This window comes from Serratia sp. 14-2641 (genome assembly GCF_001692375.1).
Classification (GTDB): domain Bacteria; phylum Pseudomonadota; class Gammaproteobacteria; order Enterobacterales; family Enterobacteriaceae; genus Chania; species Chania fonticola_C.
Window position 1 is genome coordinate 1 of record NZ_LXKR01000021.1, and the last position, 16,974, is coordinate 16,974.

A 16,974-nucleotide genomic window follows, 5' to 3' on the forward strand; every position below is an offset into this window, starting at 1 on the left:
GATCGACCTGAGAAATAGGTCGATCATCATGGGTAAAGGATGTTAAAAAGTGTTCACCATGTCCTTGAACACCTGTCTACCATGTCCCCGGTCTGTACACTCCCACAGGGAGAGGGAGCTGGTACGGCGCTGTGTTCAGATGCAGAAGCTAATCTGTAAAACGTGCGATATTGGCTGTAGTTAATCAGTGGTACTTTCGTTTCCTTTGCCCTTTGGGAAAGCTGTAATCGGGATGATGTGAAGGACGCATACGGTACTAATCAGTTGCACGTTCTGTTCCCTCTCCCTGTGGGAGAGGGTTAGGGTGAGGGGCCATCCCTTCGCCGAGCTAAAATCTTACCCCCCGCACAATACAAAAAAATAGTTACAGATTTTTCTTAAAGTTCTCTTCTGCCACGCCGATAACCCAGACAGTTAACGTACACAGCGCTTGTCTGTGCGGGCTTCCAAGAAGGGTAAAAATGTTTAATCGTATGAAGGTGGTCACCAGCTTATTGCTGGTGCTGGTGTTATTCGGTGCCTTGCAGCTGGTTTCCGGTGGGCTGTTTTTCACTTCGCTGAAAGATAACAAAGAAAATTTTACCGTACTGCAAACTATCCGACAGCAGCAGTCAGAACTGAATGAAAGCTGGGTAAACTTGCTGCAAACCCGCAATACCCTCAATCGTGCCGGGATCCGTTACATGATGGACCTCAATAAAGCGGGCACCGGTGCTACCGTTGATGAACTGCTGGTCTCGGCGAAAAACACCTTGAGCATGGCGGAACAGCACTACGCTGCCTATGAGAAGATCCCTCTGGATGCTCGCCAGGATGCCGCAGCGGCAGATGAACTCAAGCAGCGTTATACCACTTTGCACACTGCACTGTCGGAACTGATCCCGCTGTTGGGTGACGGCAAGCTGGACGCCTTCTTTGAACAGCCCACTCAGCGTTATCAGACTGAATTTGAACAGCTCTATAACCGCTACCTGACTCAGAACGACAAGCTATACCAGATTGCGGTCGAAGATGGCGACAGCTCTTTCGAATTTGCCGTTTGGACGCTGGGCGTGGTGCTGGTACTGGTGGTGGCGGTGATCGCCATGGTTTGGTTCGGCATCCACCATATCCTGGTGCGTCCACTCAACCGAATGATTGAGCACATTAAACTGATCGCCGCAGGCGATCTGACTCACCAGATCGACGTCAACAGCCGCAACGAAATGGGCGTGCTGGCAGCCAGCCTCCGACATATGCAAGGCGAACTGATCGACACCGTCAGCGGCGTGCGTCTGGGGGCCGATGCCATCTACAGCGGTGCTTCCGAGATTGCCGCAGGTAACAACGATCTCTCTTCCCGTACCGAACAGCAGGCCGCCTCGTTGGAAGAAACCGCCGCCAGCATGGAACAGTTGACCGCGACGGTGAAACAGAACGCCGAAAATGCCCGTCAGGCCAGCCAACTGGCGTTGAGCGCCTCAGAAACCGCGCAGAAAGGCGGCAAAGTGGTCGCCAACGTGGTGCAAACCATGCACGACATCGCTGGCAGCTCGCAGAAGATTGCCGATATTACCAGCGTGATCGACGGTATCGCCTTCCAGACCAACATCCTGGCGTTGAATGCGGCAGTAGAAGCGGCTCGTGCCGGTGAACAGGGCCGTGGCTTTGCCGTGGTGGCCGGTGAGGTACGTAACCTGGCAAGTCGCAGCGCGCAGGCAGCCAAAGAGATCAAAGGCCTGATTGAAGACTCGGTTAGCCGCGTCGATATGGGCTCGGTGCTGGTGGAAAGCGCCGGTGAAACCATGGGCGATATCGTTAATGCCGTCACCCGCGTCACCGACATCATGGGTGAAATCGCTTCGGCCTCCGACGAGCAAAGCCGTGGTATCGATCAGGTTGGCCAGGCGGTTGCCGAAATGGATCGCGTCACCCAACAGAACGCCTCTTTGGTCGAAGAATCGGCCTCTGCGGCGGCAGCTCTGGAAGAGCAGGCCAGCCGCCTGACCCAGTCCGTTGCGGTATTCCGACTGAAAGCGGAAGGCCAAAACGAGTTCAAGTCATCCGCCAACAGTAAAGTCGTTACCCCGGTAATCAATCATAAAAAAATGAACGCCAGCGATCCGCAGGAGAACTGGGAAACGTTCTAACCGGCATTGGGCTGCGTTCTCCCTACGAGAGCGTGGCCCTTTTTTCCGTCCTAAGTCGTGTTAACCCGCGGCTACCTGGAGGTTTATCGTGTTTAACCGAGTCCGTATCTCTACCAGTCTGTTTTTATTACTGCTGACCTTTTGCCTGATGCAACTGATTAGCACCGGCTTGTCGTATACCGCTTCCCGCTCCGATAACCACAATCTTAATCTGATTAGTCTGGGTAGCCAGCAGCGTGACGCCCTCAGCCTGAGCTGGGTTTCCCTGCTACAGGCACGTAACACCTTGAACCGGGCCGGCACCCGTGCAGCGCTGAAAGTGCCGCAAGAACAGGTCGATGCCCTGATGGGCAACGCCCGCAGTTCGTTGCAGAAGGCCGATCTCTATTTTAATCAGTTCCTGGCCGTCTCGCGTAACAGCGACCAGGAGCAGCAACTGACAGAAACCACCCAAGCCAGCTATGAGCGGCTACGCGGTGCGCTGCGCGAACTGATCGTCTTCCTGGAGGGCGGCAATCTGCAGGGCTTTATGGATCAACCCACGCAGAAAATGCAGGACCTGTTCGAAGCCGACTTTGTCCAGTACCTGCAACTGGTCAACGAAAATATCGCCCAGGCCAATGCGGCCAACCAGCGCTCCTTCACGCTGGCCGGTTGGCTAGTGTGCGGCGCGGTGCTGATGCTGATCCTGGTGACCGCCAGCGCCATGTGGTGGTTGCGCAATATGTTGGTTCAACCGCTGAATATTATGCGCAGCCACTTTGACCGTATCGCCGACGGCGATCTGGCCGCGCCGATCCAGGTGTATGGCCGCAACGAGATCAGCCAGCTGTTTGCCAGCCTGCACCGCATGCAGAACTCGTTGATTGGCACAGTGGGTGCGGTGCGCGAAGGTGCCGAGTCGATCCTGATCGGGCTACAGGAGATTTCGGAAGGTAATAACGATCTCTCTTCCCGCACCGAACAGCAGGCCGCGTCGCTGGAAGAATCTGCCGCCAGTATGGAGCAGTTAACTGCCACGGTGAAACAGAACGCCGACAATGCCCGCCAAGCCTCAAAGCTGGCGCGCGATGCCTCAGCCACCGCTGCCAAAGGCGGGGAAATGGCCGACGATGTGGTGACCACCATGCACGATATTGCCAGCAGCTCGCAGAAAATTGGCGCCATTACCAGCGTGATCGACGGCATTGCCTTCCAGACCAACATCCTGGCATTGAACGCGGCGGTTGAAGCGGCGCGGGCGGGTGAACAAGGGCGAGGCTTTGCCGTGGTGGCCGCAGAGGTACGCAATCTGGCACAGCGTAGCGCCCAGGCAGCCAAAGAAATCAAAGTGCTGATCGATGAGTCGGTCGGCCGTGTTAAGCAAGGGTCGGTGTTGGTCGAAAACTCTGGTGCCACGATGAAGGATATCGTGCGTTCGGTGACTCGCGTTACCGACATCATGGGCGAGATCTCCTCGGCTTCCGATGAGCAAAGCCGCGGTATCGAGCAGGTCACTCAGGCCGTGACCCAGATGGATCAGGTGACGCAACAGAACGCCGCGCTGGTGGAACAAGCGGCCTCTGCGGCGGCGGCATTGGAAGAGCAGGCTATTACGCTGGCCGATGCGGTAGCGGTATTCCGCCTGGCGGACGACAACATCACCTTATCAGAAAGTCTTAACAACGGAGTTTTATCAGTGGCAAAGGAAGCAACTAGTGTCGAATTGTATGGCAAGTAACAACCCATTGGGTGAAGGGCTATGAGTGGTTCCTCTTCACCCGCCAATAAAGAGCCTGCGTCTTTACTGACACAGATGGTGCAACGGCTGCCCCTGTCGGATGTGCATTTCCGACGGATCAGCCAGTTGATCTATCAGCGTGCCGGTATTGTGTTGGCTGAGCACAAACGCGAGATGGTTTACAACCGTCTGGTTCGCCGTCTGCGGCTGCTGGGAATACCCGATTTTGGTAGTTATCTGGTGCTGCTGGAAAGTGACACCAACAGCGCCGAATGGCAGGCATTCGTCAACGCCCTGACCACCAACCTGACGGCGTTCTTCCGTGAGGCGCATCATTTCCCGATCCTGGCGGAACATGCGCGTTCGCGGCCCAATGGTTACTGCGTGTGGAGTACCGCTGCCTCGACCGGTGAAGAGCCTTACTCGATCGCCATTACCTTGAATGAGGCGCTAGGACAGCGGGCTACGGGGACGCAGGTGTGGGCCAGCGATATTGATACTCAGGTATTGGAAAAGGCCGAAGCGGGGGTGTATCGCCAGGAAGATCTGCGCACCCTGACACCGGCGCAGATGCAGCGTTATTTCCTGCGAGGGACCGGGCCTCACCATGGTCTGGTACGGGTTCGGCCAGAACTGGCGGCACAGGTGCATTTCCAGCCGCTCAATCTGCTGGCCCCTGAATGGGCGTTGCCGGGTCAATTTGATGCGATATTTTGCCGTAACGTCATGATCTATTTTGACAAGGAAACACAAGAGCGCATTTTGCGGCGCTTTGTGCCGCTGCTTAAACCGGGGGGCCTGATGTTTGCCGGCCATTCCGAAAACTTCAGCCAGATCAGCCGGGATTTCTACTTGCGTGGGCAGACCGTGTATGGCCTGACCAAGGAGAGGTAATGAATAAAATCAGCGTATTAAGCGTAGACGACTCTGCCCTGATGCGGCAGCTGATGACCGAGATTGTCAATAGCCATCCCGATATGGAGATGGTGGCGACAGCCCCCGATCCGCTGGTGGCGCGCGATCTGATCAAGAAATTCAACCCGCAGGTGCTGACGCTGGACGTCGAAATGCCGCGTATGGACGGGCTGGATTTTCTGGAAAAACTGATGCGCCTGCGGCCGATGCCGGTGGTGATGGTATCGTCGCTGACCGGAAAGGGATCGGAGATCACCCTGCGGGCGTTGGAACTGGGCGCGGTGGATTTTGTCACCAAGCCGCAGCTGGGGATCCGCGAAGGCATGCTGGCCTATAGCGAGCTGATTGCCGAAAAGATCCGCACGGCGGCCAAGGCGCGTCTGCCACAGCGTTCAACGGCACCGGCTCCGGAGATCCTCAGCCATACGCCGTTGTTGAGCAGTGAGAAGCTGATCGCTATCGGGGCGTCTACCGGCGGTACCGAGGCAATCCGCCACGTCTTGCAGCCGTTACCGGCTACCAGCCCGGCGTTATTGATCACTCAGCATATGCCGCCAGGGTTTACCCGTTCATTTGCCGAGCGGCTCAACAAGCTGTGCCAGATCACGGTGAAAGAAGCCGAAGACGGCGAACGCGTCTTGCCGGGCCATGCCTATATCGCGCCGGGAGATCGTCATCTGGAGCTGACGCGCAGCGGCGCCAACTATCAGGTTCGGCTGCATGATGGCCCGCCGGTGAACCGGCATCGTCCTTCGGTCGATGTGCTGTTCCGTTCGGTGGCCCAGTTTGCCGGGCGCAATGCGGTGGGGGTGATCCTCACCGGTATGGGAAATGACGGTGCGGCAGGCATGCTGGAAATGCACCGTGCCGGGGCGTACACCCTGGCGCAGAACGAAGCCAGCTGTGTGGTGTTTGGTATGCCACGTGAGGCGATTGCCACCGGCGGAGTCAATGAAGTAGTGGAATTGGAGCGCATGAGCCAACGCATGTTGGCGCAGATCGCGGGTGGTCAGGCGCTGCGTATTTGATGTTATGCCCCGAACCTCGGGGCAAAAACGATTAACCTTAGGAGCAATAATGGCAGATAAGAACCTTAAATTTCTGGTGGTGGATGACTTTTCTACCATGCGCCGCATCGTCAGAAATTTGCTGAAAGAACTGGGTTTTAACAACGTCGAAGAGGCGGAAGACGGGGCGGATGCGTTGAACAAACTGCGCGCTGGCAGCTTCGATTTCGTGGTATCGGACTGGAATATGCCGAACATGGATGGTCTCGAGCTGTTGCAAACCATCCGTGCCGACGGTGCACTGGCATCTATGCCGGTGCTGATGGTGACGGCGGAAGCCAAGAAAGAGAACATCATTGCTGCCGCTCAGGCGGGTGCCAGTGGTTACGTGGTCAAACCCTTCACGGCGGCGACGCTGGAAGAGAAGCTCAACAAGATCTTTGAAAAACTGGGCATGTAAAAAAGGAGAGGGCGATGAGAGATATTCCAATGCCTGCCAGCGATGCAGCGACAGCGGGTGAGATCATCTCCCGCATCGGTCAACTGACCCGCATGCTGCGTGACAGCATGCGTGAGCTGGGGCTAGATCAGGCTATCGCTCAGGCTGCCGAAGCGATCCCGGACGCACGCGACCGTCTTGATTATGTGGTCACCATGACGGCGCAGGCGGCGGAACGAGCGCTCAACTGCGTGGAAGCGGCACAACCCCGACAGGCGGAGTTGGAGTCGCAGGCCAATACGCTTAAAGGGCGCTGGGACGAGTGGTTTGCCAACCCGATCGAGCTGGCAGATGCCCGTTCACTGGTGACGGATACCCGTCAGTATCTGGATCGGGTGCCGGAGCACACCGCATTCACCAACGCCCAGTTGCTGGAGATCATGATGGCGCAGGATTTCCAGGATCTCACCGGCCAGGTGATCAAGCGCATGATGGACGTGGTGCAGGAGATTGAAAAGCAGCTGCTGATGGTACTGATGGAAAACATCCCGGATCAGCCAGCCAAAGAGAAAAGGCCGAACGGCAGCTTGCTCAATGGCCCGCAGCTGGATCAGAACGGGGCTGGCGTAATTGCCAATCAGGCCCAGGTGGACGATCTGCTCGACAGCCTGGGTTTTTGATCATTTATTAGGGCGCACCCTGCGCCCTAAATCTTTTTGCTAGCCCATCCCCGAAATAACCGGCCTTTTGCGCCGTTGTTCCCGCAATGAAATCCGTATTTTTTTGGCATGCTGGCGGCAATTCTATTCTTCGCACGCATGGGAACCCTCGCCTTGGCCGAAGACAGTGATATGGAAAAAACTGAGGCCCCCACACCCCACCGGCTGGAAAAGGCGCGTGAAGAGGGCCAGATTGCGCGTTCGCGTGAACTGACTTCGATCCTGATGCTGATCGCGGGGTTGTCGATCTTGTGGGTAGCGGGCGGCCATATCGCGCAACAGTTGGCGAGGATGTTATCGGAAGGGCTGCATTTTGATCACAACATGGTCAGCAACGATAAGCAGATGCTGCGCCAGTTTGCCATGCTGCTGCGTCAGGCGGTGTGGGCGCTGATGCCGATCCTCGCTGGATTGGTGCTGGTGGCGCTGTCGGCCCCGATGCTGCTGGGTGGCGTGGGCTTCAGCCTTAAGTTTGATGCCAAGCGCATGAACCCGATCTCCGGATTAAAACGGATGTTCTCCACCCAGGTGCTGGCAGAGTTGTTGAAGGCCATTCTCAAAGCGACGCTGGTGGGGTGGGTAGCCGGGCTTTATCTGTGGCACAACTGGGCGGCGATGCTGCATCTGGTCACCCAGCAACCGCAGGACGCACTGCGCAATGCGCTACAGATTGTGATCTTCTGCGGCATGCTGATCGTCCTTGGGCTGGTGCCGATGGTGGCCTTCGACGTGTTTTATCAGCTATGGAGCCACTTCAAGAAATTGAAGATGACCAAGCAGGAAATCCGCGACGAACATAAGCAGCAAGAGGGCGATCCTCATGTCAAAGGGCGTATTCGCCAGCAACAGCGGGCCATCTCTCGCCGCCGCATGATGTCCGACGTGCCGAAGGCCGACGTGATTGTCACCAACCCGACACATTACGCCGTGGCATTGCAATACAACGACAAGAACATGAGCGCGCCAAAAGTCCTTGCCAAAGGGGCAGGGGAGATCGCCTTGCGTATCCGTGAATTGGCGAACGAACACCGTATCCCGACTCTGGAAGCTCCGCCGCTGGCGCGGGCGCTATACCGTCACAGTGAGATTGGGCAACACATTCCCACGACCTTGTATGCCGCCGTGGCCGAGGTCCTGGCCTGGGTCTACCAGCTGCGCCGTTGGCAGCGTGAAGGTGGCCTGATCCCGAAAAAACCTCAACGTTTACCGGTGCCTGAAGCACTGGATTTTGCTGGAGAGAATAACTCAGATGGCTAATTTGGCCTCCCTGCTTCGTTTGCCGGGTAATTTTAAAGATACGCAGTGGCAGGTGCTGGCTGGCCCGATACTGATCCTGATGATCCTGTCGATGATGGTGCTGCCGTTACCGGCATTTATCCTCGATCTGCTGTTTACCTTCAATATTGCCTTGTCGATCATGGTGCTGTTGGTGGCGATGTTTACCCAGCGGACGCTGGAGTTCGCCGCCTTCCCGACCATCCTGCTGTTCTCAACCCTGTTACGCCTATCGCTGAACGTCGCTTCCACGAGGATCATCCTGATGGAAGGGCATACCGGCGCGGCGGCCGCGGGGCGGGTGGTTGAAGCGTTCGGTCACTTCCTGGTGGGTGGCAACTTCGCCATTGGTATCGTGGTGTTCATCATTCTGGTGCTGATCAACTTTATGGTGATCACCAAAGGGGCCGGGCGTATTGCCGAAGTGGGCGCCCGTTTTGTCCTTGACGGGATGCCGGGCAAACAGATGGCGATCGATGCCGATCTGAACGCCGGGTTGATCGGCGAAGACGAGGCTAAAAAGCGCCGATCCGAAGTGACGCAGGAAGCGGATTTCTACGGTTCGATGGACGGTGCCAGCAAGTTTGTGCGCGGTGACGCGGTAGCAGGCTTGATGATCATGGTGATTAACGTGGTGGGTGGCCTGTTGGTCGGCGTGATCCAGCACGGTATGGAGTTGGGTACCGCGGCTGAAACCTATACCTTACTGACCATCGGTGATGGCCTGGTCGCCCAGATCCCTGCGTTGGTGATCTCGACGGCGGCCGGTGTGATCGTCACCCGCGTAGCGACCGATGAGGACGTTGGCGAGCAGATGGTCAACCAGCTGTTCAACAATCCGCGTGTGATGGTGTTGAGTGCTGGGGTATTGGGGCTGCTGGGGATGGTTCCTGGTATGCCAAACCTGGTGTTCCTGCTGTTCACGGCGGCACTGCTGGCGTTGGCCTGGCGGCTACGCGGGCGTGAACAGCAGGCGCCGAAAGTCAAAGAACCGCCGCTGCCGCAGGAAAATCCGCAGGCGGTGGAGGCCAGTTGGTCAGATGTACAGCTGGAGGATCCGTTGGGCATGGAAGTCGGTTACCGCCTGATCCCCATGGTGGACTTTCAGCAAAACGGCGAGCTGCTGGGGCGTATTCGTGGCATCCGTAAAAAATTCGCTCAGGATACCGGCTATCTGCCGCCGGTGGTGCATATTCGCGACAACCTCGAACTGTCGGCGGCCAGTTACCGCATTCTGATGAAAGGGGTAGAGATCGGTAGCGGTGAGGCACATCCGGGGCGCTGGCTGGCGATAAATCCGGGCAATGCGGTGGGTGAGCTGGCCGGTGACAAAACCGTCGATCCGGCCTTCGGGCTGGAGGCGGTGTGGATCGATAGCGCACTGCGTGAACAGGCGCAGATCCAGGGGTTCACGGTGGTGGAAGCCAGCACCGTAGTCGCCACTCACCTTAACCATTTGCTTGGTCAGTTTGCCAGCGAGCTGTTTGGCCGCCAGGAAACCCAGCAATTGTTGGATCGTGTCTCGCAGGAGATGCCGAAGCTGACGGAGGACTTTGTGCCTGGCGTAGTTTCGCTGACCACGTTGCACAAGGTACTACAGAATCTACTGGCCGAGCGGGTGTCGATTCGCGATATGCGTACCATTATAGAAACGCTGGCGGAACATGCGCCAACGCAAAGCGATCCTTTCGAACTGACCTCCGTGGTGCGCGTGGCTCTTGGGCGGGCCATCACCCAGCAGTGGTTCCCAGGTAACGGTGAGATCCAGGTCATTGGTCTGGATACGCCGCTTGAGCGCCTGCTGTTGCAGGCTCTGCAAGGGGGCGGAGGTCTTGAGCCGGGGCTGGCGGACCGCTTGTTGGATCAGGCCAAGCAGGCGCTGCAGCGTCAGGAAATGCTCAGCGCACCGCCGGTGCTGCTGGTAAACCATGCGTTACGTGCCCTGCTGGCCCGCTTCCTGCGCCGTACCTTGCCGCAGTTGGTGGTGCTGTCGAACCTGGAAATCAACGACGAACGTCAGATCCGCATGACCTCAACCATAGGCGCCGCCTGATGAAAGCTTTCCTTCCTTTATTGGTGTTGTTCGCTCCGTTGGCTGCGCAGGCAGTGTCGGGCTCTTGGGCCGCGGATGCCAGCGGCGTCACGTTGGAAACGGGGAGCGTGCGTGATGCCTCCCCCAGCCTGCGGCCAGCTAATCCACCGGCGGCCGATGCTCGGGTGACCAGCGTAAGCTGGCGTTATCAGTTGCTGGCAGGCGCGCCTGCCGGATTACAGGTGCAGCTTTGTACCTCCTCACGCTGCCTACCGCTCGGCGCGGGCAGCGGCCGAAGTGAGGCGTTCAACGGTATTCCCGCGGACAGTGAGTTCCGCTTCATTTATTACGTGCAGTCTCGCGGCGCGTTAAATCCTCCGCTGCGGGCGATCTCTAATCAGGTGATTGTGAATTATGAGTGAGGATGATAGGTCATCCCTGGCGTTATTTGCCTTAACAGCCAGTCACGCAACGCAATGATATCCGGGCGTTGCGCGTTTTCTTCCGTGGTAACCAGGTAATAGCGGGCACCGGGTAATGACATTTCGAACGGCGCGGTTAACACGCCGCGTTGTAACAAATCTCGCGCCAGCAACTGGCTGGCAATCACCACCCCCTGTCCCGCAATCGCCGCTTGAAGCGCATGGGTTTCATCGCTGAAGGTCAGCCCCGCCTCTACATTCAGATCCTGTGGCCCATAGTTCCTCCGCCAGTTTTGCCAGCTCGGGGAGTCGGTGGGCACTAGCCGGTTTTCTACGTGAAACAGCGTCGCCCCGCGTAAATCGTCGATATCTGCCAGCGCCAATGACGGGCTGGCTACTGCGATAAAGCGATCCTCGTACAATAAAGTTGAGTGCAACGTTTGCTCCGGTATTTCCCGGTAGCGAATGGCGACATCGACGGTGCGTTGCGTTAAATCGACCCGTTCTACGCTGGTATGTAACCGCAGGTCGATGTCCGGGAATTCCGCCTTGAAATCGGCCAGGCGCGGCACCAGCCAATGGGTCAGAAAATTGGAAGTGGTGGTGACCGTCAGAGCCTGAGGCTGTTGAGAATGCATAATCTGCGCGGCGGCCTGCTCCAGAGCCGCAAAGGCGCGTTGCGTGCCGGCATATAACATCTCGCCGGTTTCGGTCAGGCTAACCCCGCGCGCACTGCGTTCGAAGACCCTGCATACCAGAATCGACTCCAGTAATTTGATCTGATGGCTGATCGCCGTTGCGCTGACGTTGAGTTCCTCACCAGCCTGTTTAAAGCTGCTACAGGTGGCAACGGCATGAAAGGCGCGCAAAGCGCCCAGCGGGGGGAGATGGATTTTTTTCATGGCTGAATTATTCTCATCCAAGGCTGAAAACTATGAGTTTGTTATGACTATATACCTTGGATAGGCTGATGGCATTCGATTAATGGAGTGAGATTAATTCATCATTCCATCCCAGTGTCAGGAGCCGTGATGAGAACACCAGCAGAAATAAGTACCGCAGGCGCGGTAGGGGAACCGGGAGCGATTGCTCGCACCATCATATACAGCGTATTGATATCGGCAGGCGTTGTGCTGTTGAACATTGGGTGGGGAAGGCCGGAGGTTGCCATCACGCAGTTACTGACGCTGCTGTTAGCCTATGCCTGTGGCGTGGTGTTAATGCGTTTGCTGGCGGCGAAAAAACAGAAAACCCTGGCCGCGTTATGGCAGAGCCTGCTGCTTTCTGCCGTCGGATTGTTGCTGGTGTTACTTGGCAGCAATGATTGGCTGATGATGTTGCCGGGGATCGTTATCGGCGGTATTGGGCTGGGGAGCGCTAGCCGGGTGACGACGGTGCTGTTGCAGCCGTTAGCCCATATCAGCGTAGTTGCCGGTGTTGCCTCATTAGCGGTCATCGGTGTCGTTTTGTCGGTGACGTTGTTGATCTACGCACAGGCATCGCCGAACTTTGCCATCGCGTGGTTGATCGATCTGCTTTTGCTCGGCGCGTTGGTGGTGCGCATTGCAGAGCGTGAAGGCCCCTCACCCCAACCCTGGAGCTAGAGCGAGTACAGGAGCCAATTCCAGCTGGCGCTAGCTCAGGTGCAAATGAAATTGTGGGAATGGTATGAGATGCAGACTCAGCAGCAGAGTTGTGGCACGTTCTGTCCCCTCTACCTGTGGGTGAGGGGGCCGTGCTCAAACCCCAATCTTACGGCCCAGCAGGCTCCCTGCGCGGGACTGACCATCGGGGCCGTACAGCGATTTATTCTGCTTGTTTAAAATCGCCAGAGCCTGCGTATTGTGCTCAATATGATGATTGAGCAGCATGCCGTTATGGTGATTCTGTTCGCGCAGTTGCAGGCTTTGCTGTTGCACTTGCTGCCAGCGGGTCGCCAACTGCGGTTGGCCATCATAAGGTGCCTGGCAGTGTTGCAGCCGTTCCATCTCCAGCCGCTGTTGGTCCAGATAATTGACCGTCGCCAGCAGTTGGCTTTTTGCATCGGTCACGCGTTGCAGAGCCACGCCAGCCAAGGTTTTCGAGCACAGTAAAGTGTGCTCCTCCGTCTGCACCGTGCCTAATGCCTGCAAGGTGTCCAGCAGCTTATCCAGCAGTTGTGCCAGGTTTTCCATATCAATGACTCACCCTTGGTGTTAACCCCGATCGGCGCCGGACTGCCATTCGCTTTGCACGTCTTGTAACAAGGCGTCGGCAATCTTGCCGGTATCCATCTTCAATTCGCCGTTGCGGATCGCTTGCTTGATGCTTTCCACTCGCTCCATATTGATATCTTGGCTACCCGGCTGCATCAGGCGAGCCTGTGCATCACTCAGCTTAACCTGGGTGCCGCTGACCGCAGTTTCCGTCGATACCTTTTTACGTGCTTGCAACGTGCTGTCTGTCTGTGTTTCTCGCGGATGCACCGTGGGCACGGGTTGCAACCGTTGGGTACGATCGATACTCATGTTCAATCTCCATCTTTACCACCGCCGCCGAGGCAACGGGGAATTCAACTCTGTGGCCCTGGTGGCCGGATAAATGCTGCTATGACTTTGTTATCGACAAGTATTGGCAAAGCTTTATTTTTTTATAGAGTAATACGAATTGTGCCATCGTCATTGGCAGTACCGCTGACAATCTGCCCGGAGGCCATGCGCACGCGCACGCTGTCTTCGGCGGCGGCGTTGTTCATCGCTTTCCCTGCACCGCTGATATTAAATCCATCGCCCTGCGCCATCACCTGTACCGTTTGCCCGGCCTTGATCGCCCAGGCCCGTCTCAGCATCACCATATTCAAGGGCTGCCCAGGGCTGATATTGCGCAGGCTGACGGCTCCGATCGCCTTGGCGTTATCGGTCAGGGTACGCGCCGGCAGGGTGTCTAATCGGCCGGTTTTCAGCTTGATATCCGCTGCAGTGAGTTTGCTACCCGCGCTGATCCCCCGTGCTGCCACCAGATAATGTCCCGCCACCTGCACCTGCGCCTGAATAAAACGCCGCTCCTGGCCACAACGGGCCGAGATGCTGATGTTACCCCAGCGGCGAGCATTCTGTGGCAACGAAAGCTGTGGCAATTCGCACTGCGGCCAACGGCTTGCTGGCGTGCGCACCAGCACCTTGACGTCAGTCACGTTGGTACTGGTGGCAAATTGTGACTTGATAAAGCTCTCCACCTGTCCGTCCAGGCCCTCGGCGTGCGCGTTCAGCCCGATCAGCAAGCCGACCAACAGCAGGATCCTTTTCATATTTTGCCTCACAGGCGCAGCGACCACAGGGGGACAAGTGTAACCGTTACGCGCGCAGGCTAAGCAGACAAATAGCGACGCATTTTGCCCTTATTCCCACGATAGGCTGACAGGTAGGGCGTTTATGCTGTCGGCTCCAAATTCTAACCTCGCGGAGGGAGCATGCTCGACAAATTGGACGCTGCTCTGCGTTTTGGCCAGGAGGCGCTGAACCTGCGCGCCCAGCGGCAGGAAATCCTGGCGGCCAACATCGCCAACGCAGATACGCCGGGCTATCAGGCTCGTGATATCGATTTCGCCAGCCAACTGAACAAAGTCATGGAGCAGGGGCGCGTCAACGGCAGCGGTGTGGCGCTGAATCTGACCTCGGCGCGCCATATCCCGGCGCAGAATATGCAGCCACCGTCGCTGGATCTTATGTTCCGCGTACCGGATCAGCCTTCCCTGGATGGCAACACGGTCGATATGGACCGTGAGCGCACCAACTTTGCTGATAACAGCCTGAAATATCAAACCGACCTGACGCTGTTGAACGGCCAGATCAAAGGCATGATGTCCGTGCTGCAAGGAGGATAATTCCCATGTCGTTATTGAATATTTTTGATATCTCCGGTTCGGCCCTGTCCGCACAATCCCAACGTCTGAACGTCAGCGCCAGCAATATGGCCAACGCCGACAGCGCCACCGGCCCGGATGGCCAGCCTTATCGGGCCAAACAGGTGGTGTTTGAGGTTGCAGCAGCACCAGGCCAGTCGACCGGCGGCGTGCGTGTCGCTCAGGTGGTAGACGATCCCTCTCCGGAGCGCTTGGTGTTTCAGCCGGGTAACCCGCTGGCGGATGCCAAAGGCTACGTGCGAATGCCCAACGTCGATGTAGTAGGGGAAATGGTCAACACCATCTCGGCCTCGCGCAGCTATCAGGCCAACGTCGAAGTGTTGAATACCACCAAATCCATGTTGATGAAAACCCTGACGCTGGGTCAGTAACCGGAGCTTTTATTTATGGCCATTGCCGCCACCACCAATGAATCACTCGACAACAGCATTGCCGGTACCGGCGCCAAAAGCGGTGCGAATGGCAATACCAGCCAGGATCTGAGCAACAATTTCCTGACGCTGTTGGTGGCCCAGTTGAAAAACCAGGACCCCACCAACCCGATGCAAAACAACGAACTGACTACCCAACTGGCCCAGATCAATACGGTCAGCGGGATCGAGAAGCTCAACACCACGCTGGGGTCGATCTCCGGCCAGATCAGCGGCAACCAGTCGATCCAGGCCAGTTCGCTGATTGGCCACGGCGTGATGGTGCCGGGCAAGGAGATCCTGGTGGGGAATGACGCTGGCAAGGTCAGCACCACGCCGTTTGGCATCGAGCTGGAACGCACCGCCGATGCGGTGACGGCGACCATCAGCGATGCCACTGGCAAAGTGGTCCGCACCATCGATCTGGGCGGGCTGACCGCCGGTGTGCACTCCTTCTCCTGGGACGGTTCGCTGGAGGATGGCACCAATGCGCCAGATGGCTCTTACACCGTGGCGATCAACGCCAAAAACGGTGGTGAGCAGTTGGTGGCGCAGCCACTGCGTTTCGCCATGGTTAATGGCGTCACGCGCGGTACGGATGGGGCAAAACTGGATCTGGGCGTGGCGGGGACCTCAACGCTGGATGACGTACGCCTGATCCTGTCCAAACTGGGTTCGTCAAACTAAGCGCAGTGATTTTCCACGTCGGCAATGGATCGCTCGATCCTGAAGACACCTTTTTAAATGACCTATTTCGGAGAACGACATGGCTTTTTCTCAAGCGGTCAGCGGTTTAAACGCGGCTGCAACCAACCTGGATGTGATTGGTAACAACATCGCCAACTCCGCCACCTATGGCTTTAAATCCGGCAGCGTATCCTTTGCCGATATGTTTGCTGGCTCGCAGGTCGGGCTGGGGGTGAAAGTGGCGGGGATCACCCAGAACTTCAACGGCGGTACTACCACCAACACCAACCGGGCAATGGATATCGCCATCAGCCAGAACGGCTTCTTCCGTATGCAAGACGCCGATGGTGGCATCTTCTATACGCGTAATGGGCAGTTCATCATGGATGCCAACCGCAACATCACCAACATGCAAGGGTTGAGCCTGACCGGCTACCCGGCGGCTGGCTCGCCTCCAACCATCCAGCAGGGAGCCGATCCGGTACCGCTGAGCATCCCTGAAGGCATGATGAACGCCAAAGCCAGCACCAGCGGCAATATGGTGGCCAACCTGAAATCGACCCATAAGCCACCGGCGGTGACGCCTTTCGATCCTAACAAGACCGACTCGTTTAACTACGTCAACACCATTACCACCTACGACACCCTGGGCAATGCACACAACATCAACGCCTACTTTGTTAAAACAGCCGATAACAAGTGGGACGTTTACACCCAGGACGGCAGCGTGACAGGTGCTCCGTCTGCCAAAGCGGGCAGCCTGAACTTTGACAACAGCGGTACGCTGACCGGAACGCTGAATGCGCAGGGCCAACCAAGCGCCACGCCATTCAACCTGGTCGTGCCAATGTCGGCTAAAGACGGCGCGCTGGCGCAAAACTTTAACCTGAGCTTTGCCGGTAGCCTGCAACAGAACGTTGGTAGTGACTCTGTCAGCAAGATTTCCCAGGACGGCTATGCCACCGGGGAATACCAGGGCTTCCAGATCAACAAAGATGGCACCGTGGTCGGGGTATACAACAACCAGCAGACCCAATTGCTGGGGCAGATCGTGTTGACCAACTTCTCCAACCCGGAAGGGCTGGCCGCACAGGGCGATAACGTCTGGAAGGAGACCGGTGCTTCAGGTCAGCCACGTGTGGGCCTGGCGGGCGGCGGTGGTTTCGGTTCACTGACCAGCGGCGCGCTGGAATCTTCCAACGTCGATCTGAGTCAGGAACTGGTGAACATGATCGTCGCGCAGCGTAACTACCAGTCAAACGCGCAAACCATCAAAACTCAGGATTCGATCCTGCAAACGCTGGTCAGCCTGCGCTAA

At 57.1% G+C, this 16,974-nt stretch carries 18 protein-coding genes; 14 read left to right on the plus strand and 4 right to left on the minus strand.

Annotated features, from left to right (window positions below; genetic code table 11):
• Positions 1-461 precede the first annotated feature (461 nt).
• From A6U95_RS08740 to A6U95_RS08780, 9 genes are all read left to right on the plus strand, one after another.
• Entirely contained in the window at positions 462-2,129 is a 1,668-nt protein-coding gene (locus A6U95_RS08740; RefSeq protein ID WP_065684191.1) for a methyl-accepting chemotaxis protein, read from the plus strand.
• A gap of 88 nt (positions 2,130-2,217) precedes the next feature.
• The gene (locus tag A6U95_RS08745) at positions 2,218-3,849 is read left to right on the plus strand and encodes a methyl-accepting chemotaxis protein (protein WP_065684192.1); all 1,632 of its coding nucleotides are present in this window, start codon (positions 2,218-2,220) and stop codon (positions 3,847-3,849) included.
• Between the two features lie 21 nt (positions 3,850-3,870).
• Entirely contained in the window at positions 3,871-4,743 is an 873-nt protein-coding gene (gene cheR, locus A6U95_RS08750) for a protein-glutamate O-methyltransferase CheR (protein WP_065684193.1), read from the plus strand.
• Positions 4,743-5,792, plus strand: a complete 1,050-nt coding sequence (locus A6U95_RS08755; RefSeq protein ID WP_021180928.1) for a chemotaxis response regulator protein-glutamate methylesterase — start codon at positions 4,743-4,745, stop codon at positions 5,790-5,792. Before cheR ends, A6U95_RS08755 begins: the two co-directional genes overlap by 1 nt.
• A 49-nt stretch (positions 5,793-5,841) precedes the next feature.
• Positions 5,842-6,231 (plus strand): chemotaxis response regulator CheY, encoded by a 390-nt coding sequence (gene cheY / locus A6U95_RS08760; protein ID WP_021180929.1) that lies wholly within the window; start codon positions 5,842-5,844, stop codon positions 6,229-6,231.
• Positions 6,232-6,245: 14 nt separating this feature from the next.
• Positions 6,246-6,890: a protein phosphatase CheZ gene (gene cheZ, locus A6U95_RS08765; RefSeq protein WP_065684194.1), complete on the plus strand. Its 645-nt coding sequence runs from the start codon at positions 6,246-6,248 to the stop codon at positions 6,888-6,890.
• Between the two features lie 153 nt (positions 6,891-7,043).
• A complete protein-coding gene (gene flhB / locus A6U95_RS08770) occupies positions 7,044-8,186 on the plus strand; it encodes a flagellar biosynthesis protein FlhB (RefSeq protein ID WP_065684263.1) in 1,143 nt (380 codons plus the stop codon).
• On the plus strand, positions 8,179-10,257 hold the full coding sequence (gene flhA / locus A6U95_RS08775; protein WP_024528908.1) for a flagellar biosynthesis protein FlhA: 2,079 nt from the start codon (positions 8,179-8,181) through the stop codon (positions 10,255-10,257). Before flhB ends, flhA begins: the two co-directional genes overlap by 8 nt.
• Positions 10,257-10,658, plus strand: a complete 402-nt coding sequence (locus A6U95_RS08780) for a flagellar protein FlhE (protein WP_065684195.1) — start codon at positions 10,257-10,259, stop codon at positions 10,656-10,658. Before flhA ends, A6U95_RS08780 begins: the two co-directional genes overlap by 1 nt.
• On the opposite strand, the gene A6U95_RS08785 is transcribed toward A6U95_RS08780, so the two are convergent.
• Positions 10,649-11,560 carry a LysR substrate-binding domain-containing protein gene (locus A6U95_RS08785; protein WP_065684196.1) on the minus strand — a complete coding sequence of 304 codons (912 nt, stop codon included), beginning with the start codon at positions 11,558-11,560 and terminating at the stop codon, positions 10,649-10,651. The two genes, A6U95_RS08780 and A6U95_RS08785, sit on opposite strands and share 10 nt — an antisense overlap.
• A gap of 129 nt (positions 11,561-11,689) precedes the next feature.
• On the opposite strand from A6U95_RS08785, the gene A6U95_RS08790 reads away from it, so the two are divergent.
• Entirely contained in the window at positions 11,690-12,262 is a 573-nt protein-coding gene (locus A6U95_RS08790; RefSeq protein WP_065684197.1) for a hypothetical protein, read from the plus strand.
• 135 nt (positions 12,263-12,397) lie between these two features.
• On the opposite strand, the gene flgN is transcribed toward A6U95_RS08790, so the two are convergent.
• The 3 genes from flgN to flgA form a co-directional block, all read right to left on the minus strand.
• Complete coding sequence (gene flgN / locus A6U95_RS08795) at positions 12,398-12,832, minus strand: flagellar export chaperone FlgN (RefSeq protein WP_024528906.1); 435 nt, start codon at positions 12,830-12,832, stop codon at positions 12,398-12,400.
• Between the two features lie 21 nt (positions 12,833-12,853).
• A complete protein-coding gene (gene flgM / locus A6U95_RS08800) occupies positions 12,854-13,165 on the minus strand; it encodes a flagellar biosynthesis anti-sigma factor FlgM (RefSeq protein ID WP_024528905.1) in 312 nt (103 codons plus the stop codon).
• Positions 13,166-13,287: 122 nt separating this feature from the next.
• On the minus strand, positions 13,288-13,944 hold the full coding sequence (gene flgA / locus A6U95_RS08805) for a flagellar basal body P-ring formation chaperone FlgA (protein WP_065684198.1): 657 nt from the start codon (positions 13,942-13,944) through the stop codon (positions 13,288-13,290).
• A 162-nt stretch (positions 13,945-14,106) separates the two neighbouring features.
• On the opposite strand from flgA, the gene flgB reads away from it, so the two are divergent.
• The 4 genes from flgB (at position 14,107) to flgE (ending at position 16,974) form a co-directional block, all read left to right on the plus strand.
• A complete protein-coding gene (gene flgB, locus A6U95_RS08810; protein ID WP_024487043.1) occupies positions 14,107-14,520 on the plus strand; it encodes a flagellar basal body rod protein FlgB in 414 nt (137 codons plus the stop codon).
• Between the two features lie 5 nt (positions 14,521-14,525).
• A complete protein-coding gene (flgC, locus tag A6U95_RS08815; RefSeq protein ID WP_021180939.1) occupies positions 14,526-14,930 on the plus strand; it encodes a flagellar basal body rod protein FlgC in 405 nt (134 codons plus the stop codon).
• 15 nt (positions 14,931-14,945) lie between these two features.
• Complete coding sequence (gene flgD, locus A6U95_RS08820) at positions 14,946-15,656, plus strand: flagellar hook assembly protein FlgD (protein WP_024528902.1); 711 nt, start codon at positions 14,946-14,948, stop codon at positions 15,654-15,656.
• 79 nt (positions 15,657-15,735) lie between these two features.
• On the plus strand, positions 15,736-16,974 hold the full coding sequence (gene flgE / locus A6U95_RS08825; protein WP_065684199.1) for a flagellar hook protein FlgE: 1,239 nt from the start codon (positions 15,736-15,738) through the stop codon (positions 16,972-16,974).

Bases quoted from the DNA above. Each gene is read 5' to 3' on its own strand.
- A6U95_RS08740 (WP_065684191.1), top strand. From the start codon at position 462: ATGTTTAATCGTATGAAGGTGGTCACCAGCTTATTGCTGGTGCTGGTG.
- flgA (WP_065684198.1), bottom strand. From the start codon at position 13,944: ATGAAAAGGATCCTGCTGTTGGTCGGCTTGCTGATCGGGCTGAACGCG.
- flgM (WP_024528905.1), bottom strand. From the start codon at position 13,165: ATGAGTATCGATCGTACCCAACGGTTGCAACCCGTGCCCACGGTGCAT.
- flgB (WP_024487043.1), top strand. From the start codon at position 14,107: ATGCTCGACAAATTGGACGCTGCTCTGCGTTTTGGCCAGGAGGCGCTG.
- cheY (WP_021180929.1), top strand. From the start codon at position 5,842: ATGGCAGATAAGAACCTTAAATTTCTGGTGGTGGATGACTTTTCTACC.
- A6U95_RS08755 (WP_021180928.1), top strand. From the start codon at position 4,743: ATGAATAAAATCAGCGTATTAAGCGTAGACGACTCTGCCCTGATGCGG.
- flhA (WP_024528908.1), top strand. From the start codon at position 8,179: ATGGCTAATTTGGCCTCCCTGCTTCGTTTGCCGGGTAATTTTAAAGAT.
- flgE (WP_065684199.1), top strand. From the start codon at position 15,736: ATGGCTTTTTCTCAAGCGGTCAGCGGTTTAAACGCGGCTGCAACCAAC.
- flgN (WP_024528906.1), bottom strand. From the start codon at position 12,832: ATGGAAAACCTGGCACAACTGCTGGATAAGCTGCTGGACACCTTGCAG.
- cheZ (WP_065684194.1), top strand. From the start codon at position 6,246: ATGAGAGATATTCCAATGCCTGCCAGCGATGCAGCGACAGCGGGTGAG.
- A6U95_RS08785 (WP_065684196.1), bottom strand. From the start codon at position 11,560: ATGAAAAAAATCCATCTCCCCCCGCTGGGCGCTTTGCGCGCCTTTCAT.
- cheR (WP_065684193.1), top strand. From the start codon at position 3,871: ATGAGTGGTTCCTCTTCACCCGCCAATAAAGAGCCTGCGTCTTTACTG.
- A6U95_RS08790 (WP_065684197.1), top strand. From the start codon at position 11,690: ATGAGAACACCAGCAGAAATAAGTACCGCAGGCGCGGTAGGGGAACCG.
- flgD (WP_024528902.1), top strand. From the start codon at position 14,946: ATGGCCATTGCCGCCACCACCAATGAATCACTCGACAACAGCATTGCC.
- A6U95_RS08780 (WP_065684195.1), top strand. From the start codon at position 10,257: ATGAAAGCTTTCCTTCCTTTATTGGTGTTGTTCGCTCCGTTGGCTGCG.
- flgC (WP_021180939.1), top strand. From the start codon at position 14,526: ATGTCGTTATTGAATATTTTTGATATCTCCGGTTCGGCCCTGTCCGCA.